Genomic DNA, 24,190 nt, shown 5'->3' on the forward strand with positions numbered 1-24,190 from the left:
TCAAAATCATTGGTCTAAAGAGAAGAAGTGTCGCGCGTTGTTGGCGAGTAGTTTTTGCTTAGTACTGTCTGATAAGCTCGGCGCGGTTTTGATCAGTTGGCCCATTTGTTGTTCACCCAACGGAAACGGGTAGTCGGTACCAAACATCAGACGATCTTCGCCCATTTTATTAACCAGCAGTTGTAACGCGTCGTGATCAAATACCGCCGTATCAAGATAAAAACGGTTGAGATAGCTACTCGGCAAGTGCTGTGATTTGCCACGCGCTATATCACGATGTAGCCACGCATTATCTAGACGCCCCAATAAGAATGCAAAAGCGCCGCCACCGTGCGCGAAACAAATCTTGAGTTTGTCGCTAACCCGATCAAAACCGCCACCAAGAATAAGTGACACGATAGACAACTGAGTTTCTGCTGGCATGCCAACGGTCCAGCCCATCATATAATCTTTGGTACGCTCGGCCGCCATCATATCCCACGGGTGAACAAACACAGCAATGTCTTCAGTGGCACAATGTTGTAAGAAAGTAATCACCCCTTCATCATCCATGTTGCGCAAGCCAATATGGTTGCCTATTTGAATCCCTACATGACCACAAGCCTTGGCACGGCTTGCTTCACGACAGGCTGCATCGGCATCTTGCAGTGGCACTTGCGCCATTGAAAACAAACGGCCGGGCGCTTGTTGGCAAATCTCAATTGCCGCATCATTAAATATCTGAGCGCAATATTCTGCTTGCGCCACTGGGCGTTCGTAAGCAAATAAAATAGGGGTTGCAGAAATAATTTGTTGGTCAATGCCATGCTTGTCCATTTCTTCTACTCGCACCTGAGCATCCCAACAGGCAGCGTAAATAGGCCTAAATGCTTGCTGGCCTTTCATTAGCATCGCTTTGGCATATTGGTTTTTAATCAAGGCATTTTCTTCAACCTGCTCATGGCGCAACCAAGGCCAATCGTCACCACCAAATTTTTCAGCTAAATCTGGCCACGTTTTTGGAAAAAAATGCGAATGAATATCTACTATTTTCATGCGTTTTCCTCAAGCGTGACCCAGCCCACAGGCGGTTCTTTTCCTGGATGAACGACGCCGCATTCAGGGCAAGTTTTTGCCTGCTCATCTTGGTAAAATGCTTGATATAGTTTAGGAAGGTCATCTACGATAGATTTCAATTGCACTTCGCTGCGATGAACCAGAGCATTACATTCAAAACAATACCATTCAAACGCATCTTTCATACCCTCTGGTCGTTTAGGTTCGATTACCAAGCCGATGCTGCCTTCCATGGGACGCTGTGGGGAATGCCTCACGTGGGGCGGTAAGAAAAAGATGTCACCCTCACGAATGAAAACATCACGTACTTCTCCGTCTTCAATAACTTTAAGCAACATATCGCCTTTAAGTTGGTAGAAAAACTCTTCCACCGGATCGTCATGAAAATCCGTGCGCTGATTGGGGCCACCGACAACCGTCACCATCATGTCGGTATCTTGCCAAATTTGCACATTGCCTACTGGCGGTTTAAGCAGGTGTCTATGATCTTCAATCCACTGCTGAAAATTGAATGCGGCGAGTTTTGCTTTCATTAGTTACTCCCCGTTTTTGTTTAGCGGTTTATACGCCACTGCCTTGCACTCAATCAACAGGTGCGGATGAGGCAATTGATGGACAGCAACAGTAGTACGTGTAGGCCCATCGTAATCAAAGAACTCGCTATATACTTCGTTGTAACCGCCAAAATCGTTCATGTTGACTAAGAATGTGCTGATCTCAACTAAATCAGTCAAGTCTGCGCCAACCGAGCGTAAGATATCTTGAATGTTCATGATAACCGCTCTGGTCTGCACTTTGATATCCAGCGCAGTGGTGCCCATTTCATCAACAGCGACACCGGCAAAGCTATTGTCTGGTAGCCGTGAACTGGTTCCCGAAATAAAAATAAAATCACCTGCTCGCTTAACATGAGGAAACTTCCCTCGTGGCGTGGCTTTTCCTTCAACTACATTACTTTCAACTTGCATGAATAATCCCTCGTAACTCAGTCAATTTTGATACAAATATTGACGGGTTCTGAATAAAATGCGAACGAGTGCTTACCGCCTTCTCGCCCAATACCTGAGAGTTTTACACCACCAAATGGCGCACTTAAATCTCTTAAAAACCATGTATTAACCCATACCAAGCCAACATCTATTTGCGGTGCAACACGATGCGCTCGCGATAAGTTGTCGGTCCATATCGCGCATGCCAAACCATAATCACTATGATTAGCGCGTGCGATGACCTCATCTTCGTCATCAAAAATCGACACATGGCATATGGGACCAAATATTTCTTGCTGATTGATAGCGTCATCATCTGACAAACCGCTGATCACAGTGGGCTCAATAAAACACCCGTTGTCTCGTTCGTCGGCAAATGTTGGGACACCACCACCGCAGTGAAATTGCGCACCATTGTCTTTGGCGAGCTGATAGAATTTTAAAACTTTTAGTTGATGAGTTTTTGAGACCAGTGGCCCCATAAACACGTCTTGCTCTTTAGGGTAGCCAATCTTTATTGCTTGCGCTTCGGCAACTAAGCCTTCAATGAATTGTTCAGCAATACGACGATGCACAAATACCCGCTCGGTACATAGACACACCTGACCACAATTGGTGAACGTTGAACGCGCAACGCCTTTGACCGCTTTTTCTAAATCGACATCATCAAAAACAATCGCCGCGTTTTTACCGCCTAACTCAAATGACAATGGCTTCACTGTAGGCGCAACAGACTTCATGATTTTTTGCCCAGTTGCAGAGGCGCCGGTGAAGGTTACCGCATCTATGTCTGGGTGACGGGTTAATAGATCACCCACTTGATGACCACGGCCAAGTACTAGATTGAAAACGCCAGCAGGCACACCTACTTCATCCATCACCTGAGCCAGTAAAAATGCCGTTGATGAAGTTTCTTCGGATGGTTTCAGTATTACCGCATTGCCGCAAGCCAAGGCTGGTGCTACTTTCCATGTCGCGAGCAATAAAGGTAAATTCCAAGGGGAAATAATAGCGACAACACCCTGCGGCTTATTCACGCTGTAATTTAGCGCTTTTTCACCTGTAGCCGTTTCAGTCACAAACGTTTCACCATGCTGAAACTTTGCCATGTCGGCAAAGTGACGAAAGTTACCCGTACCACGTGGAATATCAATGGTTTCTACTTGAAATAGCGATTTTCCGGTATCGGCAATTTCAGCTTCAATAAACTCTTGTTGGCGCTCCAACATGCGGTCAGCCACACGGTGCAGTAATGCCGAACGTTGCTGCACACTCATGCGTCCCCAAGGCCCCGACAAGGCTTGTTTTGCAGTAGTTACAGCTTGATTTATCAAGGATTCATCAGCTTCGGAAATTTGGCCAATAATGTGTCCATTTACAGGATTAATATTGTCAAAATAGTTTTCTAGATCAACAAATTGCCCACCAATATAATGCGTGAGCTTAGTTAGATTTTTTGTGAGTGAACTGGCCATCGTTATGCCTTTCGCTTAAATCACTTTCAAGTGTAGTATGCAAACGACTTTAACGCCTCACAAACAATAAGGATAATTTTATAAACTTTATTAATCGATAACTTTTATGAATGTATTATCAGATTAGCAAAGCGGTTTTTGTAAGATTCAGCTCTTGGTAAAAATAAGCATTCTATTGTTAGCTGGCATAGTGATGTCCTCAACCAAGCGCAAAGAACGTAGTTGAGCCTGCGCAACGATATCCTCAAAGTGACGAATACCGCTTGCCGGATCTCGCTGCTTTAACCATTGCTCAAAGTCGGCGTTGCTTTTGGAAGTAAATTCGCCACCGTAATTAAACGGCCCATATACGAATAACATCCCAGAAGGTTCTAGTACTTGTTCGACTAACTTGAAGAACTGCTTAACCAAAGACCACGACATGATATGTAAGGTGTTAGCCGTGAAAACACGATTGTAATCCTGCTGTGGCCACGTGCTCTGTTTGGCAACGTCGACCAATAGTGGTTCAATTAGATTGGGCTGAGAATGCAGGTTTAGATTTAATGCTAAATCAGTAACGTATTGCGCTGTGTCACTCGTTTGCCAAACGTTTACTAAAGCGTGTTTGCAAAAATATATTGCATGTTGACCAGAGTAGCTACCAATCTCTAGTACACGTGCCTGCTCATCTAAGTATGGCTGTAGTACTGATAAAATGGGCGATTGATTACGTTCACAGGAAGGTGAGTAATTTATAAGTGATGAAGGCATAGCGCACACTAATAATAGTTAGAATTACGCCTAATCATAAATAGCTAACGCGAAGTTGCCAATACAATTGGCTTACCTAATTAGTATTCTATGGCTTGCGGAACTAAGTTTGTTCATTGGCGTAAGCATTTCTAATACCGCATAATCAAGCTAGTAAACATCTAAGCTGCGACCCGCTCGTTGACCGTCAATAGCACGCGACCGCACTTCGCTCTGACCAGAAACCGCCACGGGCTGATGGTAAGATTGCCAAGCACCACCGTCGATTCGATATTCGATAGGTAGCCCGATAATTGGCGACTTAGCATACAGTTTGCCATTGAATATTTTGGCACCTACCGTCGGCAAACGATAAAATATGTTCGCCTGCTCTAGCTTTGCTAACTCTTTAAAGCCTATCGTTGCACTGAATAATTCCCATGCTCGATCACGTTGTTGCCGAGCTTTTTCGCTGAATACGCCAGTGGCGCTGTCGTACATTTTTCCCGCGTAATCATAAGGCACAGACCAGTCAGCTTTATGCCAAGCACGCTCTGCTAAAGCAAGCATTCGCGGAAACAGCATATATTCTGTTTGTTCATCACTACGTATTGTTTCGCTCCAGACTTGCCCTTGGATACCTGACACTTGATAGCCTTCAGGCAGTGGCTGATGTTTGGTATTGCCGTTGTCATCAATTGTGACTCTATCGTCAGATACAAATGGCCTCCCTAGTGTATCTACCCGAAATTCAGCATGCACGGGCAAGTTGTCAGGCATAAAATTAAATACCGTACGACTGTTAACGCGGCGAGACGCCCAATGATAACCACGCTCTTTAGGATCTACTTCATAAGGAAAATCAAAGTAGAATACATCCGGAATGGCGAGCACTATTTGCCAGCCGCGACCTGCTTGCTCACTTACCAGCTGATGCGCGCCGTGAGGCAAAGTTCCCCATATATATGACGACACATTTTCCGGCATACGTGCTAACTGAGTTTCGCCTAAGCCATCATTCCATCCTGCAACCGCAATTCCCTTCGATGCGATCATATGAGAAATACGCTCAATGAAATGTGCGCCTAGGTGTTTAATGTCATTTACTTCATTATTTTCATCAGCAATTAACGCCTGACAAGCTGGCGAATCCACCCAAGCACCAGCTGTTTCATCTGCGCCAATATGATAGGTAGTCAGCGGATGTCCTGCTTTTTCGTGCAATGAGATCAAGTCTTCCAAAACCCTATCGACAAAGCGATACGATGATTCCAAACAAACATTGATCGTATTATCCGTGTAATGTTGTATCGAGCGATACTGCGTGGTATCGGCTAAATCTGACAACAAGTAACGCATCGCTTCTGCTTCATTTTCCTGAGCCATAAAGTGCTGATATCGCGCTTCCATTGCTTTGATTGCCGCGCGAGAATGGCCGGGCATATCAAGCGAAGGGATCACTTGGATATAGTGTTGTTTGGCAACTTGCAAGATTTCGATGTAATCGGCCACCGAAAAATAACCATCGCGTTTTGGACTTGCTGCACTGCCCAATTGCGGCTGTAAGCACGATGTGTCACTCAAATTCATGCACCGTTTTGCACCTAATTCGGTCAACTCTGGAAAAGTCGGCAGCTCAAGTCGCCACCCTTCATCTTCAGCAAGATGTAAATGGAGTTTGTTGAGCTTATATGCCGCCATTTGTTGGATTAATTCAATCACCAACTCTTTACTGTGAAAGTTTCGTGCGACATCTAAGTGCTGACCACGATAGACATAATGAGGTTCATCTATGATCTCAAGATGCGGGAGCGCTAATGAGCCAATGTTAATCAACGCAGCTATCGATTGCAGACCATAAAAGGCACCACTGGCTTCACTCGCTAGAATGCTGATGCCTTTTTCAGTTACTGACAGTCGATAGCTCCCGTCTTTTAAACTCAATTCGAATTGTTCAATTAGCAACGGAACTCCAGTTGCTCGCTGTTCCACGCCAAATTTAGCTAACCTTTGAAACGCGGCTTCAAATTGATGGCGCTCGAATCCTTTTAGTTGAACTTGAATGCCACCTGCTATCGAGAGAATCTGTGGATTTTTGGCTAGAGTGATTTTTTTAGGTGTTGGAATGAGCTGAAACTTTACGTCGTTTGCGTCCAACGAGCTCGTTGGGTAATGGTCATATAACCAATCAGCTGTCGCTGGTTGATTAATATCATTTGCGGTCGACTTTGTCTGCAAAGCTAAGTCGTCAAAAGGTACCACATAAGGCTGAATTTCTAGACCTGTTTCTGGATCTCGTTTGGTTTTAGTACTGGCAACGACCTTAGGCGTTAATGATCCTGCGCCAACCCAGTAATTAGGAAACAATTGCGATTCAGAAATAAGTGATGACTTCACCCATAGCTTTACCGTTTGTACTTGCTCAGGCTGAAATCCGGTAAAGTTGTCATTAGGCTTGATTAGGTGAATATCTCCGTTGAGGTGCTCCATTGTTAGCGAGTCACTTTCATATGCGTACATTGGATACACTTGGGAGTAATACAACGCCCAGCCGTGTAACAAAAAAGGCTTAGCCATTCGTAGGCTAATTTCTGCTAGGTAACATTGTTCAACCTGCTTTCCTTTATCATCAGGGCAGTCTTTGACGACGTTGCTGATAAAACGGTGTTTAACAATTAAGCCGTTAGCCAGTTCGTCGAGTTGCTCCTGCATACTCAACGCTGCAACCGAGACGTTTCTTTGAATTTGTACTTTGTCATTGAATTCGGAGCACGCGGTAATTACCAACACGGAGGCTAGCGCCCACAGCGCAGCTGCTTTTAATCGTCGATTTGTCATATGTCGTATCATTTATCCAAGATAATTAAGCGCGACTTCCCATCGCTACAAAGACGTTGTAATTTTAACTATTTTGCTAACATTAACCGCCGCGTTTTAAAGTTCAAGTCAATGAAATCCAATTAACTCAGAAAAGAATACACGTGAAAGCGAAGTAACTTTTAAAACAGTTAAACATGTAAACAAAAAGTAAACATATTGATTTACAACGTAAATTTATAACCATAATATCAACTTAGCGTACTACGTAAAACCTAATCACAATGTTAATAACCATCAGGGAAACTATTATGGCTAATAAAAATAATAATCAAGGCAACATACTAACAAGAAGGCAGGCTATCCTAGGAGGGTTAGCTGCGACGACAGTTGGAACTGCTGCTTTGAGTAGCAGCACAGCTTACGCATCTAATCATGCCAATAATTCACGCGTATTTAATGTCATCGACTTCGGTGCACAACCAGTTATAGATGTTAGCACTCCATATACAGGGGTTGATTCTACGGCAGCATTTCAAGCTGCAATTGATGCTGCTATCAACGCTACAGATACCACTCAAGGGCTCAACGGAGAAACTGGCGGTGGTGTAATTTATGTGCCTAGAGGCACATATCGCATCACAGCACCTTTAATTGTTAACGCCAGTAACATACAAATTATTGGAGACGGTAAAGCCACGACCGCTTTGTACGGGCATGGCGTAGACGGTGCAATTATTCATCTTCAAAGTGATACATCTAGCCAGCAAATCACTGATTGCTCAGTGCAAGGCTTGAAGTTTGTGGGAACATCCGTCCCAAAAGCTGCAACTAGTTGCATCGACATGAAAGGCACATCTCGATGCTCGCTTAAGGATATTACATTTGCGGCTAATGTGAGTGGCAGTAGCTTAGCCATTGAACAATCATGGATAAATAATTTTTACGACCTGCATTTTATCGGCCATAGTGAAATGGCTGACATTTATATCAATCGAACTAGCAATCAAGTTGGTTCATCGAATGCATTAAATTTTTATGGTTGTAGCTTATTAGCCAACGGTACACCTACTGGCATCCTTGTAGAATCGAGTGCAACAGGAAGCTCTGTCGGCGAAGGCTTTCAATTTAGTGGCATAACTTGCCAAGGCTACTCGCGTGGTATTTGGCTACGTCATGGTGGAGGAGTTTCAATTAATAGCTTTTTTGGTGAAGACAATGCGACTCATATTCAACTTGGTGACAATAGCCACGGTGCTGCATTTGTTAACGATATTAACATCACAAATTGGCGAGCTCTGCGCGGAAAACATGGCATCTTTTTGGAGCAGTGTCGAAACGTCAGTGTTGGTACTGGCTATGCACGACAAACCGATAACACGCTGAGTATTGGTGAAGCAACAGGCGTCACGGTGAACGCAGGTAGAGATATTGCGAATGAAATCAAATATGCAAACAATGCCAGAACAAGAACCGGCGTTATGGTACTCGCTGGTGACAAGCACGCTGCTCCAGACTGGCCTGCAGTTCCTACTCCAATGGGAATCATCATGAGAGCAGATTCAGACGTAAAAGGCACTCACTACAAAATCACTGTTGATGAAAACGGTAACTTAGCCACATCAAAAGTAACGTTTGGTAATGTATCTTAGGTTTTCTTATATTCGCCAAAAGTTAAAGCTGCATATATTTTTACCGGCCAACGGACTGTCGGTGAAAATATGTGCATTTACAATGGAGAAATTATCGAACAATTTTTTTGACTATTAAGATCAACGCGATCCAATAAATTTAGAAAATAAATTACGGCTAGGAATACTAAGACATGATAAATTAGGCTAACAAAACGATTTCGTCAAATTAACTACATCGCCTTGATTGTTAGACTGATGTTAATCAATGTTGCATATATTGGATTAGGTGGTTATTGTATCACTCATGCACGTTGTATTTATGCATGGTTGTTCAAAAATATGTTAGCGACATTTGATCGTAACCTTGTATTCATTAGTTTAGCTAAGCCAAGAATAAATCAAACGAGAATACGTTGACAGATAAAAGCCCCACCATAAATGATCTCTAAAATGAAACTAAACCGCTTAAGTATGCCCAATTATCGCATTTTGATAAGTTTTGTTCTCTACGGTGTCGGGATCCTAAGTATGTTTCTGGCTGATCTTTATATTGTGGCTAATTTTCCCCCTACTGATGTGTCCAATTGGGCTTTTTACAAATCAGCATTATTTATCTTAAGCGCTTTCTGTCTCTTGGGACTTGATCAAGTAATTGTAAGACACCCCAATCTCATAAAACCGATAAGCTGCCGTTTTGTTATCAACCTTCTTGCAGTTTTAGGTTTGGTAACGATCATCGCAACAACTTTCGATTTCACACCTGTCTCTACGAAGTACCTTATTTTTTGTACATTACTTATTAGCTTAGTGACATTTGTTGCCGCTTGTTTTCGAGCGCAGAACAGGCTTATTGAAGCACAGCTCGCCACCAATGGCTGGAAGCCTATTTTATTAATTTTAATGATCTTTGCAATAGGCGGCGTAGACCAATGGTTCACTGGTGCGTTAATCAGTATATTCGTATTAACCTTACCCATGCTTTTCGCTAAAAAAGATATATCAATCAAGAAGCGACTACAGCGTCCTAAAGAAGATATTAATCACCTCGGCTTTTATTTCCTACTGCATAGTTTGACATTAGTAGTCGCAGTCCACGGAGAACAATTTATTATCACCCTGTTTGGGTACAAAGAGGTATCGTTTATTGTATTTAGCCATTTTGTAATCTTTACACCGATAGCTATCTCAGTGAATGGCTTTCTAGGTTTTTATCTTGCACCTAAAATCAGAAGACACGAACGTTTTGACTTCTCCATATATAGAACATATAAAAAGCGTATTTCTACATTGTCTTTTAGCTTATCTCTTATTTCTCTCGCCATCGGTGCACTTATCTACGTATTATTTTATGAAGCTAAACACCTCAAGTTGGAGGCGATAATTATTTCTTCTTTGTTCATTATGTGTCTTGCCAGAGGTCAATATACATTCGCATCCGTGTGCTTAAATGTCTTTGCAACTAAGCAGGTACTCTTGAAAACAGCACTTTTCAATTGGATAACTATGGGAGCATATTTGTTGTTGCTAGTAATTATCTTAAAAGGCGTTCAAGGCACCATTATTCAAGCTCAACTAATCGCCGTTGCTACAGGGTTACATTGGCTATCTAGAACATACATTTCAAATTACTTCGCCAAAGGTGCAGTTAATACTTATCTATTGAACGAGGAAAGACGTAGTGAAACACCATGCTCCTATTGAAATAATTGCACCTGTATCTTCTCTATCTAATAGGACAAGATTGTATAAGCTCGCGTCTTATTTATTGGAGAATAAGCAGATACCCAATTTAAAGCACGTAGCATGGGTACGAGAAAGCCATGAGGCAGAAGAAGTTGAGCTGCCAACTCAAAGAATAAATAAAGTTACTTTGATTAATGGTGGTGGCTATGGCGGTAGGCTAACGAAGTTGTTATATTGCTATTGGATGATTAGAGTATTTTTCTACTGTCTCATTCGTCAATCCAACACTCCAGTATGGGCACTGGGATTTGAAAGTGCTTTTCCCGCCATTTTGGCTGCAAAAATTAGAAAGTTTGAGGTAATATTCGATGATGCTGACAGATTTTCTATGGTTTTTCCCTTTCCAAGCCCTATTAAGAAGTTCATCCAAGTACTAGAAAATTTTACATCTCATCATTGCTCATTGCATGTTATCCCTGGCACGGAGCGATATTCGTTTTCTTCCAACAAGTTTTTTATTTTACGAAATACGCCGAGTATTGCAGAAATAACTAAAGCAAGAGCATATTTTCGTAGTAAAGAATGGCCTAAGGCAAGAATAGTTATAAATGTTAATGGCTGGTTAGGCAAAGATCGTGGTATGAGTGCGGCACTAGCGATCGCAAATCACTTTGACCAACAAGATGTTGCCTTATTAGTTGCAGGAAAAGTTGATTGCGATGAAGCAAGGCAACTTATTGATTGTGGATCTGTTACCTATTTAGGTAAGCTAACTAATGCAGAAGCACTTGCAACCTATTTATGTTCTGACTTTGTATTAACTTACTACGATCCAAAATATGAAATTAACACACTAGCTCAGTCAAATAAGTGGGGCGATGCTCTCCTACTAGGCACAAAAGTAATTGTAAATAGTGAGGTAAAAACAGCAAACTTTCTTCGTGAAATTGATGGCTGCATCACATGCTCCTATCACGATCATTTTCAACTCATAAATGAACTAGAGATAATTCTTGAAAAAGGATTCGAGACTTTACGTAAGCCGAACGCGAGCATCAGGTCATTTGAAATGCAACTTGAACAATTATTTAGTCGACTCGATGAGTTTAGTCAAGTTCAACAGGACACATAATTTACCTAAGTTCAAATGGTTATCTTACTTACTATTACACTAAGCACTATTCTAATATTGCTTTCGTTATTCAAAATATATAATCAAGGAATATCTCGAATATTCAACAGCCCTATCGTATTGTCATCATTGTTTTTTTTCTTAATTCATCTGTTGATGCCAGCTTTACAATGGGATGTTACTTACTTTCGCTATCAAGCTAGTTATGCAGAAGATATATATTTGTATTCGATGTTATATGTCATGCTGTTGCACATTATTTTTATCACAGGCTTATCGTATTTTCCTGTTGAAAAAGGCGTGAGTCTAAGCCAATTTAACTTGAACAGGAAGTTTCTTAGAATCGCGTTGATCGTGACTACTTTTGTATTTTTTATTGGAGCCTATAATTCGGGTAAGAACATCATCGCTATTATTTCCATGGGCTATGATAAGTATATCACTGATAGAATAGCGCTAGGTGTAGGAAAAGGTCTTAGCCTGTTACTAGCACATTGGACTTACATTGCATGTTTGTTATTTTTCTTTATATATGTACAGGCGAAAAATAATTATAAATGGATTAGACGTATCAGCCTTGTACTTTTTCTATCATCTCTAGCAATTGCAGGCACATATTATGCCATCAACAGCAACCGTAACTCGTTATTTTTACTCATAATAAGTTTATTGTGTTTTGGGTTGTCTTTTTCGAATAAATACACAGGGCACCTTACAGTAAGGCAACTAAAAAAAACATTGTCATTGTTATTTGTTGTATGCTTAATTGTTGTCATCATGCATACCATTGGGAAAATACGTCATCAAAGTGGCAGTTCAAGCATTAAATCAGACACCGACTACGGTTTAGTGAACTCGTTAAACGGAGCATTCGGGAACCATGAAAATATTGCATGGTTACTTGAACATGAGCAACAATTAACACTTGGGAAAACATATGTTGCTGGCTTCGCAAATTTTGTACCCCGCACAATATGGCCTTCAAAACCTGTTGGTGCAGGTCCAATACTAAAAAACATGATCTATCCCGGTTCTTATGTTGTAGGACGAAAAGGCAACTCGTCTTTAACCACTGGGCTTTATACTGAACTATTAATGAATTTTGGTGTATTCGGATCCCTGCTTGGTAGCTTTTTAATCGCGCTGTGTTTAGGGGTACTTTTCACGAAGTTAGGTTCATTTTCATCACCTATATTGAAATTGGTGTATCTTTTTTCGATTGTAATGTTCTCTGCACAATTTATGTATGCAGAATTTCTCGGTTTTTTTGCCAGATATATATTATCTATCGTACCATTCATTTTAGTTTACTTGGCGACAAGACATATCAAGAGCGATTGATTTATGAAACAAATCCTGCAAAACATGAGTACAGGCGAAACCAGTATCGTAGAAGCGCCGGCACCATCCGTTAAGAGTGGCCATATACTGATAGCGGCACGTTGCAGTTTAATTTCTGTAGGCACCGAACGAATGCTTGTCGACTTTGGGAAATCCTCCCTCATTGACAAAGCGCGAAAACAGCCAGATAAAGTCAAAATGGTATTAGACAAAATCAAGACTGATGGCTTGGTTAGCACTGTCGATGCGGTTCGTTCTAAACTCGCGCAACCACTGCCGTTGGGTTACTGTCACGTTGGTGAAGTAATAGATGTCGCCGATGATGTGACCGAGTTTTCAATAGGTGATCGAGTTATTTCAAATGGCCCTCACGCAGATTTAGTTCGCGTACCTAAACATCTATGCGCCAAAATCCCTGATAATGTTGATGATGAATCAGCCGCTTTTACCGTACTTGCTTCGATTGGTTTACAAGGTATTCGTTTGGCCCAGCCAACACTTGGTGAGCAGTTCGTCGTTATTGGTGCTGGACTCATTGGATTACTTACCATTCAACTGTTGATTGCCAATGGTTGTAAAGTATTGGCGATAGATCTCGACAACGAAAAATTAGCACTGGCTCGTTCATACGGCGCACAAACGTGTAACCCGACGGAGCATGAAGATGTCGTTAATGTCGGCATGCAATTTAGCCATCATCAAGGCGTTGATGGCGTCATAATAACTGCATCTACCGCTTCCAATGAACCTGTTTCACAAGCAGCGAATATGTGTCGTAAGCGAGGTCGCATCATCCTTGTGGGTGTTACTGGACTATCACTCAATCGTAGCGAGTTTTACGAAAAAGAGCTTAGTTTCCAGGTGTCTTGTTCATACGGCCCAGGCCGCTATGATCCACTCTATGAAGATCAAGGACAAGACTACCCGATAGGCTTTGTTCGTTGGACAGAGCAGAGAAACTTTCAAGCCATTCTTGATATGATGGCAAGCAACCGTTTATCTGTATCTTCACTCATTAGTCATCGATTTCAATTCGACAATGCAGTAGATGCATACCAATTGCTCACAGAAGATAAATCGGCATTAGGCATCGTGCTTGAGTATCCTCAAAAAGAACACTCTCAAATACTGCGTAAAGTATTACCAATATCAGATACAGCGACAATAAGCCCTCAGCAAGCTACAATTGGCGTTATAGGGGCAGGTAATTATGCCTCTCGCGTACTTATTCCTGCGCTCAAATCTTCGGGGGCACAGCTACATACAATTGCCTCTTCAGGTGGTATTAACAGTGTTATTCACGGTAAAAACAATGGCTTTCAATTTGCCACCACCGATGTAACAGACATGTTAGCCAACAAAGATATCAATACGGTTGTTATTGCTACACAGCACAATTCTCATGCCAGCTTCGTTTGTCAGGCCTTGGCCGCTAAAAAACATGTTTTTGTGGAAAAACCACTGGCAATTACTGAAGAGCAGCATCAACGAATTGTCGATGAAATAGAGAAGCATGGGCACAATAGTGCCTTGATGGTCGGATATAACCGACGTTTTTCTCCCCACGTTCAAAAAATGAAAGCATTACTCGCTCCTATAAGTGAACCAAAATCACTGATTATGACTATGAATGCTGGCGCTATTCCGGCAGACCACTGGGTACATGATAGCGAAAAAGGTGGTGGTAGAATCATTGGCGAGGCATGTCACTTTATTGATTTAATGCGCTACTTGGTGGGAAGCGAAATTATCTCTGTTCAGGCACGTCAGATGAGCAAAGGCTCCACTGAAATTGTCGAAGATAAGGCGGTGATTGTGCTTGGATTTGCCGATGGTTCTTTTGGCACCATAAACTACCTCGCCAACGGCGCCCAATCATACCCTAAAGAGAAGATTGACGTATTCGCCGCCAACAAAGTCCTTTCGCTAGACAATTTCAGAAAATTACGTGGTTACGGCTTTAGTAATTTCAAAAAAATGAACTTATGGCAACAAGACAAAGGACAAGCGGCTTGTGCACAGGCATTTGTTGACGCAATTAATCAAGGGAAGACAGCGCCAATACCACTTAATGAGATTCTTGAGGTTTCACGAGTAACGCTGCAGGCAGCTCAATTACTCTCTCAACAAGAAGATTAATCGCTTTGTTGTCCGTTATCAGCAAAATTCATACTTATTACCGACTGGGTATACGCAATGCCATGATGGTATTGCGTTATCGTGTAAAGTTGCGCGGTGGGCACTTTCTAAAAACTATGCCCATAGCGACGCCTTTGCCCGAAGGTAATTATTACGCTCTTCCTAAGCTGCAACTAGACGGTAATATCCAGCCGATAAAAGATTTGCTGGCCTTTGGCCATATCAAGCTTAACACTGTTGAGCCTCCAAACTGGCATCAGTCGATCTTCAATCAGCAAATCGTTGAAAATAACAGTCGTCACTGGAGTCAGATGGACGATTTCTCCCTCAATATTGGCGATATTAAGGGCGTTTGGGAATTATCACGAATGGATTGGTTGTTACACTTTGCTGTTAATTATCGCGCAACAGGTGATATTAAATACATAGAGAAAATCAATGAATGGTTGCAAGATTGGGTAGTTCACAACCCTTGTCATCAAGGCGTCAATTGGAAGTGTGGGCAAGAAGCATCGATTCGTGTACTTCATTTGGTAGTCGCGGCATTTATTTTGGGACAATTTGACAAAGCTAACACGCTTTTAGTGCGTCTGCTCACCCAACATCTGGAACGCATTGCACCAACGCTGAGCTATGCAAAGGCACAGGACAATAACCACGGTACCAGCGAAGCGGCAGCACTACTTGTTGGAGGATTATTTTTAAGCGCGAATAAGCATAGCCGCGACGAAAATAGAACATATCAAGACTGGTACAACGCTGGCAAAACGCTGCTTGAAGATCGCGCTAGAAAGCTGATTTCTGCTGACGGCAACTTTAGCCAAAATTCTGTTTACTATCATCGACTGATGTTAGATAGTTTGTCGCTTGCTGAGTTTTTCCGCTCGTTAAGCAATCAGCCTCCTTTCTCTAAAGAATTTTACTCAAGTGCTAAACAAGCTACGGCTTGGATTACAGGGTTAGTGAATAGCAACAATGGTTATCCGCCGAATTTCGGTCTCAACGACGGTGCCAATTTACTGCCTGTAACAGCAAGTGATTACCGTGATTTTCGCCCAAGTATTTGTTTAGCGCATATCATGTTTTTCAATCGTGCGTGCTACTCTGACCTTGCATCATCGAAACAAATGAGTGCGCTCTTTAAAACCACAGACAAATTAGGCGCATCAGTAATTAGTGATATCAAACAGCACAGTTACAGTACCGGATTATTAAAATTTTCAGAGAACCAATTCAACGCCTATTTGAGAAATCACGACGGAAAGTTTCGTCCTAGCGCCTGTGATGCACTGCACTTAGATCTGTCTCATGGCAATAACAATATATTTATTGGCACTGGTAGCTTTAGTTACAACAGTCAAGGAGAGCTACAAGACTATTTCAATAGTGTTGAGGCACATAACACGGTGCAATTTGACGGCATGCAACAAATGCCCAAACTCTCCCGCTTTTTATACAACAATTGGATTGTTTGTTCGTCTCAGAGTCAATCATCACAATTAACATCCTCTTATAGTAATGTTTATGGCCATAAGCACATTCGAACGGTCAAATACGTATCAGAAAACAGCATTGAAATTTCCGATGATGTTTCAGGGTTTAAGACAAAAGCTCAGTTGCGTTGGCATTTAAGCGACAGCCAATGGACACTATCAGAGAGTAAGTTAGTCAACGACCGCTATGAAATTGAACTATTAACAAATGACGATAGCTGCAATATCTCGCTTGTTGAAGGCTGGTGTTCCCTTTATTATGGGCAAAAGAGTCCAGCAACCGTTATGCTACTAGAGGTTGCTCATCCCTGTACAATTACAACAAAAATAAGACTACGTACATGCGAATAATATATTTCCACCAACACTTTTCTACGCCTAATGGTTCCACTGGCATTCGCTCCTACGAAATGGCAAAAGCGCTAACCGCCAAAGGACATCAAGTAACAATGGTGTGCGGCTCATACACGGGAGGGGTGACAGGACTAGAACAGCCTTTTGTTAATGGCAAGCGTGAAGGCACAGTTGATGGTATTCATGTCATTGAGCTCGAACTCGATTATGCCAACGAACAAAGTTTTCTCACTCGCTCTATCGTATTTTTTAAGTTTGCGCTTCGAAGCGTTAAACTGGCATTATTCAGAGAGTATGACGTTATTTTCTGCACTACAACCCCACTAACAGCAGGTATTCCTGGAATATTTGCCAAAGTATTTCGACGTAAATCTTTTATCTTTGAAGTAAGAGATTTGTGGCCTGAGCTACCGAAAGCCATGGGGGTCATCACGAACCCCGTCGTGTTATCTTTATTGGCAGCACTCGAATGGTTAACATACAAGTGTGCCGATCGACACATTGCCTTGTCACCGGGTATAGCTAGTGGTATTGCCCGACATGTTGAAAGTGATCACATAACTGCAATTCCAAATGGTTGTGACCTGACGATATTTGCCAATCCTGACTCAAATTGGCAACCAGAAGGTATAAATGACAACGATTTTGTTGCGCTTTTTAGCGGCACACACGGCTTAGCAAATGGCTTGGACCAGTTAATTGAAGTCGCAAAAGAGCTCAAACAACGACAGCAAAAGCATATTAAGTTAGTGCTAATTGGTCAAGGACGTGAAAAAGCAAAACTGATGACACTCGCTAGTCAGCACCAATTGAGTAACATTCTTTTTTTAGAGCCAGTAGCTAAACCACAACTTGCTCAATTAATGCAGCGAGCCAATGTAGGTTTGCAAGTACTTGCAAACATTCCAGCATTTTATTATGGGACGTCACCCAATAAGTTCTTCGATTATATTGCTGCAGGTTTACCCGTAATCAATAATTACCCCGGCTGGTTAGCAGAAATGATAGAAACGCACCAATGTGGTATAGCCGTAACGCCAGAAGATCCAATTGCCTTTGCCGATGCATTAGTCAAAATGCAGTCCGAACCGGAACTATGCGAAAAAATGGCCGTGAATGCGCAAAACCTTGCAAGAACACAGTTTTCCAGAGAACAATTATCCTTGCAGTTTATTGACGTATTCGAGTCTTTAGAAGGAAGCACAACATGAAACGATTGATTGATTTTTTAGTCGCCTTAAGCGTGTTATTACTATTGTCACCAGTTATTTTAATACTCAGCGTGTTAATCGCCATAAAACTTGGTCGCCCCGTCATATTCAAGCAAACGCGCCCAGGCCTTAATGGCGAATTGTTTGACATGATAAAGTTTCGTTCAATGACCAATGACTGTGACGAAAATGGCGAGTTACTTCCCGACCATCTGCGTCTCACTCAATTTGGCCAGTTTCTCCGTTCCACCAGCTTAGATGAATTGCCTGGGTTATGGTGTGTACTCACTGGCAAAATGAGCCTTGTTGGCCCTCGCCCGTTGTTGGTTGAATACTTACCACTTTATTCGCCTGAACAAGCACGGCGCCATCAGGTAAAACCTGGTATTACTGGCTGGGCTCAAGTAAATGGCCGCAACGCTATCAGCTGGCAAGAGAAATTCGCACTTGATGTTTGGTATGTCGACAATCAATCTTTATGGTTAGATTTTAAAATATTGTTGTTAACCGTTAAAAAAGTACTCGTACGCGCTGACATTAGTGAAGCAGGTGAAGCAACTATGACAAAATTTACGGGGAATGCTAATGACTAGACTCGTCATACTTGGCGCTGGTGGTCACGGCCGTGTGGTTGCAGATTGTGCGAGCGCCACAGGCAAGTATCAAGACATTGTGTTTCTCGACGATTGTTTGCCACAAAGAAGTCAAAACGCTCATTGGTCTATCGTTGATACCCCCGACAACTGGCAAAAATATCGCGCGCAAAGTGAATTTGTAGTAGCGTTTGGACAAAATGCTTTAAGAAAAAAGTACACACAAGAAATTGCCAATGAAGATGGCCAGCTTGCGACAATCATTCACCCCTCCGCGGTCATTTCTAATCAGGTCAATATAGGCAAAGGGAGTGTGATATTTGCCAACGTGACAGTTAATTTTGGCGTAACTATTGGTGATGGATGTATCCTCAATACTGCATGTTCTATTGATCATGATTGCCATGTACACGACTATGTGCATATTTCACCGCAAGTGGCTATTGCGGGTGGTGTAACCATCGAAACCATGTCATGGCTTGGCATAAATTCAACAGTTATAGAGTGTCTTACACTTGCTTCTGGCACACAAACAGGTGCCGGTGCTGTAATCGTAAACGATACCCAACCAAATACCCTTTATCTGGGGGTGCCAGCCGCTGCCCATAAAACAATTCCATCTGCATAGAAAAGGAAATAACGTGTTAAATACTCAATTTTCACCTTGGCCATCATTTACCGAAGAAGAAATGAATGCTGTTAGTCAGGTATTGGCATCAAATAAAGTTAATTATTGGACTGGCCAAGAAGGTCGTAAGTTCGAACAGGAATTCGCTCAATTTAGTGACTGCGAGTACGCGGTAGCCGTTGCCAATGGAACTTTAGCGCTTGATTTGGCATTGCAAGCATTAGACATTGGTGAAGGTGATGAAGTCGTAGTTACGCCCCGTACGTTTATTGCATCGATAAGTACAGTGATAAACGCTGGTGCGACACCGGTATTCGCTGATGTCGCGTTAGACAGCCAAAACATCACAGCAGAAACTATCGCCAAAGTGCTAACCTCTAAGACTAAAGCGATTATTTGTGTGCACTTAGGTGGCTGGCCGTGTGACATGGATGAAATAATGGCACTTGCAGAAGCAAATAGTTTATTTGTCATTGAAGATTGCGCGCAAGCACACGGTGCTAAATATAAAGGACGCTCTGTTGGTAGCATAGGTCATATTGGCGCTTGGTCTTTTTGCCAAGACAAAATTATGTCTACTGGTGGTGAAGGGGGTATGTTAACGACGAACGACGAACAATTGTGGCGTAAAGCTTGGGCGTTTAAAGATCATGGTAAGTCGTATGCGGCAGTATACGAAAAAGAGCATCCACCGGGCTATCGCTGGCTACACGAATCGTTTGGAACCAATTGGCGATTAACTGAAATGCAATCTGCGATTGGTCGCATCCAACTCGCACGCATGGCAGATTGGCACGCCACGAGAACATTGTATGCTCAGCAGATATTGAATACTTGCCGTCCATTTGATTTTATCTCCGTATTTGAGCCAGCGACAGACATTCAACATGCTTACTACAAGTGTTACGTACAAGTTAAACCGGAAAAGCTTCCAAGTGATTGGAGTAGAGATCGCATTATCGAAAAAATAAATGCGCTTGGCGTACCTTGCTATTCAGGTAGTTGCTCAGAAGTCTACAACGAAAAGGCATTTGACAACACAGACTTACGTCCAAGTAGCCCATTGGAAAACGCTAAACAACTGGGCGAAACTTCGCTAATGTTCCTCGTTCATCCAACACTAACTGGCAAGGAAATTGAACAAACATGCGAAACTATCACCAAAATTTTTGCGCAAATTAGCGACTTTCGTGAATAAAGTGTTAGTATGGCGATTAAGAACGTAACATTTTGTTTCGGCATTATCAGGCCAGATAGTAAGAACGATAATTGATAATGCCATTGCAGTCTAAGGTTTAATTTGGGGCGCTCTATGATAAGAAAAATTGATCTGATCCCTAGCTATGTCAAATTATGTGCGGCATTAGTTTTTGACAACCTATCGATCTGTATCGCCTTTGTTCTAGCCTATGTTATTCGACTAGGCGCTACGCATGTCACATTTGAATTTGCGGAATGGGCTGCTTTGGTAACGATTTGCGTTGCCACCTCATTAATGTTTTATTTTTTTGGTATTTATCGCAGCGTTATTCGCTATTTCAATGCCACAGCGACACTACGTGTGCTTAGCATACTTTGTTTATCGAGCGTTGTTTTTTACCTGACCGGTGCTGTTTTTGAAGCATTTATACCACGTTCTGTTCCCTTTCTATTTTTGGTTATCGCTGCCTGTCTGATTGCGGGAGCACGCGCGAGCCTAAGCTTTTTATTGAGTACACAGTGGTTTAACCCCAAGGAAGGTGTGGTAATTTATGGTGCAAGTAACACTGGACGACAACTCGCAAACGCATTAGCACTCGGTGGCAAGTATCAACCCATCGCGTTTCTTGACGAAAAACAACGCTATCAAGGACGAGATGTGTTTGGACTAAGCGTTCATTCACCACAACAGCTTCCTAAATTAATCAAACGATATGGCCAATTCAAAGTGCTCATCGCATTATCCAATGTTGGCCCTGTCCGAATGAAAGAAATTGTCGCCAAAGTTGAACCCTACGCATTAGAATTGCTCACGATTCCAAGCATGTCAGACATCGTATCGGGTAAACGTCAAATTGACCAATTGCGCGAAGTATCTGTAGACGAGTTATTAGGTCGAGAACCCGTTCAACCTATACCTGAGCTAATGTCGAGCAACATCAAAGACAAAGTCGTTATGGTATCGGGAGCTGGTGGCTCTATCGGTAAAGAACTATGCCGACAAATCATCCAGCAACAACCCACTAAATTGATTTTGTTAGACGTGAGTGAAGCGTTCCTGTATGAGATTCACCAAGAATTATCACAACTACTTATAGAATTAGACAGCCCAATCGAATTAGTGCCTCGCATTGGCAACGTGCAAAATGGCATGTTGATGACCTCTATTTTCCATGCGCACAATGTCAACACTATCTATCATGCCGCTGCATACAAGCATGTGCCATTGGTTGAAGAAAATGTGATGGCAGGCATTGCAAATAATGTAATGGGCACCTATGAAATCGCGCAAGCTGCTATTTACTGCGATGTTGAAACTTTTGTTTTAATTTCAACTGACAAAGCTGTTCGACCAACCAATGTAATGGGCGCCACTAAGCGCATGGCTGAATTAGTATTACAAAGTTTAGCACCGCGAGATCATAATACTCGCTTTGTTATGGTGAGATTTGGCAATGTGCTCGGTTCTTCAGGCTCGGTAGTGCCATTGTTCAGAAGGCAAATTCGTGCTGGTGGCCCAATCACGGTAACCCACCCAGACATTATTCGTTACTTCATGACAATTCCAGAAGCTGCACAATTGGTCATTCAGGCAGGTGCGCTTGGCAAAGGTGGCGACGTATTTGTTTTGGATATGGGTAAACCAGTCAAGATTGTTGATTTAGCTTATAAAATGACGCATTTAATGGGCTATTCGGTGAAAGATGAAACTAATCCGGACGGCGATATTGCCATTGAGTATACAGGCTTACGTCCAGGTGAAAAGTTATATGAAGAGTTACTCATCGACGACAACGCAAAATCGAGTGAACATGAGCGTATACTGACAGCCAACGAACGTTCTCTGAGCTGGCCTGAAGTTAGTGTCATTTTGAATGAACTCAATGATGCAATGAAAGCCGAAGACGTTAGCCGTATGAAGCGCATATTGGTTGATGCACCTTTGGAGTATCGTCCTAAGGTCGGTGACAATATGGTATCCGATGAGTGCGAAGAGCAAGAAAATAGCGTTTTAGCGTCTACCGCATAAACGTATTTTAAACCGCTAATTAAAAGTTAAAAGCCTTAGCTAATTACCCGCTTTGGCAATTCTGTCATACATGACAATGCTACCCGCAACTGCCACATTTAAGCTGTAATCACCTGGCAACTGAATAACCTTGTGACAAGCAGCAAGTGCTTCGCGGGTTAAGCCAGATTGCTCATTACCTAATAAATAAACCGCTCTAGTAGGATGTTCAAACGCAGGCAACATAGTCGCATCGTCGGTTAACTCCACAGCAATCAGTGGCGCATCGTAAGGCAAATGCTGCTTAAGATCGTCTATTGATTCATAGTGATACAATGGGATTTTTTGCCAACTATTTGTCACATCAGAGGTTTGTTTTTTGTATCGTTTATCAATAGTAAAAATAAACGATGCGCCCATTATATACGCTGAACGCCATAGCGTACCGATGTTTTGCTCATCAATATTATTGACGATGCCAATGCCAAAAAAACCAGATTGGCTATAGGTTTGCTTGAGTCTTGCCATAGAGTTTGTCGATTTCAGTTACTTCTTTATTAATAGCCAGGTCTCGGCGTAATCTGGAAAATGTTTGTTTGCGGCATAGTAGTCCTGCCAACCGAAATAACTACCAACAAGAAAATCTAATTGAAATAAATTCCCATCAAATGCCCCGCCCTGATCGGCCAATACGCCTAAGTACCCATTCATTCCAGTAGTCGTTTTCATTTTGGTGTAGAACAGTTTGCCTAAGCCTAGAGATTTTACGTTACCTGCAAAGGTGGCATATGGCTTTATCGGGATTTTCGTCGCTAAAGTTTGTCCATAACCTAATATGCTCGGTACTTCTGCAAAATACCAATAGCGTGCCTGTTCTGATTTACCCAGCGAGTAGTTATAAGCGATGCCATTATTGCGATGCACGTTAAAATAACGACGCTGGCCATCAACATCAACAACGCCAGTACCTTGCAGCAACACGTCATGTAAAGCATCTTCAGTGAGCCAAAGCAAAGGAGGAGCAAGCCCTTTCAAAGCGCCATTGATTGCCTGTTGGCGAGTAAATTGGTGTCGAGTTAGTTCTGGATTACTGTCCGCTTGCTGCTGCGACAAGCCAACTTCATCGAACGGCAGGCCATAAAGCGCTTGTGAATATGTCGCCGTAGGTTTTGAAGAAGCCGTTAGTAACTTCGTATAGTACTTAGTGATGAAAAGCTGGTCTTCAGGAATGTTATTCAATAGTCGCTGCTTAACCGCGTTGTCACTTTTATCTGCCCATTCGCGCGCAGTTTTGCGGTCTGGTAGCCAGCGATAAAACTCAAAGTTCTCACGTAAAAATGCGATGTCATTCAACCGATTTTGCTCTGATGTCAGATCTTCTTTGGCAATTTGACATAAAAAAGCGAGTGTCTCTTGTACGCTGGTTAACGATATCTTGTCATTGAATACACGGCCTGCATGTACCGCGAATCGGTCATCACTATTGTTGTTAAGATATTCAGCCGTATTTCTGGCTACATCACACAGTACCTGGCTATCCGTTTGACCAAGCGCATCGATGTTGGGCGATTTATCGAGATAGAACTGCGCAGAAACCTCAGCTGTGAGTAAAATGGCTACAAATACAATACGGGCAAACATAGAAGCGTTAGTAGATAACAATGCTAATCAACAGTATTAATAAACAATATGAACGCACTATATC

General features: G+C 42.3%; 19 protein-coding genes. 11 read left to right on the top strand and 8 right to left on the bottom strand.

The features are described from left to right. Positions 1 to 6 precede the first annotated feature (6 nt). The 6 genes from ACSLUK_RS02630 to ACSLUK_RS02655 all read right to left on the bottom strand — a co-directional run bounded on the left by ACSLUK_RS02630 (position 7) and on the right by ACSLUK_RS02655 (position 7,090). A complete protein-coding gene (locus ACSLUK_RS02630; protein WP_448546960.1) occupies positions 7 to 1,035 on the bottom strand; it encodes an amidohydrolase family protein in 1,029 nt (342 codons plus the stop codon). Beyond that, positions 1,032 to 1,589, bottom strand: a complete 558-nt coding sequence (locus tag ACSLUK_RS02635; RefSeq protein ID WP_448546961.1) for a 3-hydroxyanthranilate 3,4-dioxygenase — start codon at positions 1,587 to 1,589, stop codon at positions 1,032 to 1,034. The genes ACSLUK_RS02630 and ACSLUK_RS02635 overlap by 4 nt, the downstream gene beginning before the upstream one ends. A gap of 3 nt (positions 1,590 to 1,592) precedes the next feature. Next, the gene (locus tag ACSLUK_RS02640; RefSeq protein WP_448546962.1) at positions 1,593 to 2,024 is read right to left on the bottom strand and encodes a RidA family protein; all 432 of its coding nucleotides are present in this window, start codon (positions 2,022 to 2,024) and stop codon (positions 1,593 to 1,595) included. A 17-nt stretch (positions 2,025 to 2,041) separates the two neighbouring features. Beyond that, entirely contained in the window at positions 2,042 to 3,520 is a 1,479-nt protein-coding gene (locus ACSLUK_RS02645) for a 2-hydroxymuconic semialdehyde dehydrogenase (RefSeq protein WP_448546963.1), read from the bottom strand. A 147-nt stretch (positions 3,521 to 3,667) separates the two neighbouring features. Then, positions 3,668 to 4,273 carry a DUF938 domain-containing protein gene (locus tag ACSLUK_RS02650; RefSeq protein WP_448546964.1) on the bottom strand — a complete coding sequence of 202 codons (606 nt, stop codon included), beginning with the start codon at positions 4,271 to 4,273 and terminating at the stop codon, positions 3,668 to 3,670. A 150-nt stretch (positions 4,274 to 4,423) separates the two neighbouring features. Beyond that, positions 4,424 to 7,090 (bottom strand): beta-N-acetylhexosaminidase, encoded by a 2,667-nt coding sequence (locus ACSLUK_RS02655; RefSeq protein ID WP_448546965.1) that lies wholly within the window; start codon positions 7,088 to 7,090, stop codon positions 4,424 to 4,426. Positions 7,091 to 7,380: 290 nt separating this feature from the next. Here ACSLUK_RS02655 and ACSLUK_RS02660 point away from each other — a divergent pair, with 290 nt between their 5' ends. From ACSLUK_RS02660 to ACSLUK_RS02710, 11 genes are all read left to right on the top strand, one after another. After that, on the top strand, positions 7,381 to 8,721 hold the full coding sequence (locus ACSLUK_RS02660) for a glycosyl hydrolase family 28-related protein (RefSeq protein ID WP_448546966.1): 1,341 nt from the start codon (positions 7,381 to 7,383) through the stop codon (positions 8,719 to 8,721). A 510-nt stretch (positions 8,722 to 9,231) separates the two neighbouring features. After that, positions 9,232 to 10,404, top strand: coding sequence for a hypothetical protein (locus ACSLUK_RS02665; RefSeq protein ID WP_448546967.1), 1,173 nt, complete (start codon positions 9,232 to 9,234; stop codon positions 10,402 to 10,404). Further along, positions 10,382 to 11,518 carry a glycosyltransferase family protein gene (locus tag ACSLUK_RS02670; RefSeq protein ID WP_448546968.1) on the top strand — a complete coding sequence of 379 codons (1,137 nt, stop codon included), beginning with the start codon at positions 10,382 to 10,384 and terminating at the stop codon, positions 11,516 to 11,518. The genes ACSLUK_RS02665 and ACSLUK_RS02670 overlap by 23 nt, the downstream gene beginning before the upstream one ends. A gap of 15 nt (positions 11,519 to 11,533) precedes the next feature. Beyond that, positions 11,534 to 12,859 carry an oligosaccharide repeat unit polymerase gene (locus ACSLUK_RS02675; RefSeq protein WP_448546969.1) on the top strand — a complete coding sequence of 442 codons (1,326 nt, stop codon included), beginning with the start codon at positions 11,534 to 11,536 and terminating at the stop codon, positions 12,857 to 12,859. 3 nt (positions 12,860 to 12,862) lie between these two features. Then, positions 12,863 to 14,998 (top strand): bi-domain-containing oxidoreductase, encoded by a 2,136-nt coding sequence (locus ACSLUK_RS02680; protein WP_448546970.1) that lies wholly within the window; start codon positions 12,863 to 12,865, stop codon positions 14,996 to 14,998. 5 nt (positions 14,999 to 15,003) lie between these two features. Beyond that, a complete protein-coding gene (locus tag ACSLUK_RS02685; RefSeq protein WP_448546971.1) occupies positions 15,004 to 16,842 on the top strand; it encodes a heparinase II/III domain-containing protein in 1,839 nt (612 codons plus the stop codon). Continuing rightward, the gene (locus tag ACSLUK_RS02690; RefSeq protein WP_448546972.1) at positions 16,833 to 18,056 is read left to right on the top strand and encodes a glycosyltransferase family 4 protein; all 1,224 of its coding nucleotides are present in this window, start codon (positions 16,833 to 16,835) and stop codon (positions 18,054 to 18,056) included. Before ACSLUK_RS02685 ends, ACSLUK_RS02690 begins: the two co-directional genes overlap by 10 nt. Beyond that, positions 18,053 to 18,649: a sugar transferase gene (locus tag ACSLUK_RS02695; RefSeq protein WP_448546973.1), complete on the top strand. Its 597-nt coding sequence runs from the start codon at positions 18,053 to 18,055 to the stop codon at positions 18,647 to 18,649. The genes ACSLUK_RS02690 and ACSLUK_RS02695 overlap by 4 nt, the downstream gene beginning before the upstream one ends. Further along, complete coding sequence (locus ACSLUK_RS02700; RefSeq protein ID WP_448546974.1) at positions 18,642 to 19,277, top strand: acetyltransferase; 636 nt, start codon at positions 18,642 to 18,644, stop codon at positions 19,275 to 19,277. The genes ACSLUK_RS02695 and ACSLUK_RS02700 overlap by 8 nt, the downstream gene beginning before the upstream one ends. A 13-nt stretch (positions 19,278 to 19,290) precedes the next feature. Beyond that, positions 19,291 to 20,475 carry a DegT/DnrJ/EryC1/StrS family aminotransferase gene (locus ACSLUK_RS02705; RefSeq protein ID WP_448546975.1) on the top strand — a complete coding sequence of 395 codons (1,185 nt, stop codon included), beginning with the start codon at positions 19,291 to 19,293 and terminating at the stop codon, positions 20,473 to 20,475. 114 nt (positions 20,476 to 20,589) lie between these two features. Then, complete coding sequence (locus tag ACSLUK_RS02710) at positions 20,590 to 22,506, top strand: polysaccharide biosynthesis protein (RefSeq protein ID WP_448546976.1); 1,917 nt, start codon at positions 20,590 to 20,592, stop codon at positions 22,504 to 22,506. Positions 22,507 to 22,545: 39 nt separating this feature from the next. On the opposite strand, the gene ACSLUK_RS02715 is transcribed toward ACSLUK_RS02710, so the two are convergent. Further along, positions 22,546 to 23,013, bottom strand: a complete 468-nt coding sequence (locus ACSLUK_RS02715) for an RNA methyltransferase (RefSeq protein WP_448546977.1) — start codon at positions 23,011 to 23,013, stop codon at positions 22,546 to 22,548. 18 nt (positions 23,014 to 23,031) lie between these two features. Beyond that, a complete protein-coding gene (locus ACSLUK_RS02720) occupies positions 23,032 to 24,126 on the bottom strand; it encodes an MltA domain-containing protein (RefSeq protein WP_448546978.1) in 1,095 nt (364 codons plus the stop codon). Positions 24,127 to 24,190 lie beyond the last annotated feature (64 nt).

The organism is Thalassotalea fusca (assembly GCF_053485835.1).